This window comes from Mesorhizobium sp. M1A.F.Ca.IN.020.06.1.1, assembly GCF_004023265.1.
Taxonomy (GTDB): Bacteria; Pseudomonadota; Alphaproteobacteria; order Rhizobiales; family Rhizobiaceae; genus Mesorhizobium.
Window position 1 is genome coordinate 1 of sequence record NZ_RZSR01001622.1, and the last position, 671, is coordinate 671.

The window sequence follows — 671 nt, forward strand, 5'->3', positions numbered from 1 at the left end:
CCATAGGCTCCATCACCGGGCGGCCATAGAGCGAAAACAGCACCGCGAACACGGCGATCGTCAGCAGGAAATTGAACAGCGGCCCGGCGACGACGGTCGCCGCGCGTTTCCAGATCGGCTGGGTGTGGAAGGCGACCTCGCGCTCGGCCTCGCTCAGCGATTCGAGGTCCTCGGTGCTCGGCTGGCTCGATGTCGCGTTCATGTCGCCGACGAATTTCACGTAGCCGCCAAGCGGAATGGCGCAAAGCTTCCAGCGGGTTCCGTGGCGGTCGTTGAAACCGAAGAGCTCCGGGCCGAAGCCGATGGCAAAAGCCTTGACGCCGATGCCGCACCAGCGGCCGATGAGGTAGTGGCCCATCTCATGCACGAACACCACGACGGTGAGCACGAACAGGAACGGCACAAGGGTGCCGAGGACAAAGCCTTGCGTGCTGAAGAGCGCGTGAAGAATCTCGTTCAAGTCATGCCCTCAAAATTCGCCCAGCGCGACAGTCCGCCGCGACTGTGGCATCAATCCGGGCGAATCCCTGGCACGCGTCGTTTTCGCCCATTGGCGACGCCAGTCAGTTCGGAAACAGCCCCATTGCCGGATGGTCGGCGCCCGCCGCAATCCAACCGATGACGTACAGGGCGAACGCAGCCGCGACAAGCCCGTCCCCCCTGTCCATGAC

The 671-nt window shown here is 63.5% G+C and carries 1 protein-coding gene and 1 pseudogene; both read right to left on the minus strand.

Annotated features, from left to right (window positions below):
• Positions 1-460: site-2 protease family protein (locus tag EOA60_RS35945; RefSeq protein WP_164899926.1), on the minus strand; the 460-nt coding region annotated here is incomplete at its 3' end.
• Positions 461-563: 103 nt separating this feature from the next.
• Positions 564-671: pseudogene (locus EOA60_RS39525) on the minus strand (phosphatidate cytidylyltransferase); the annotation flags it as partial.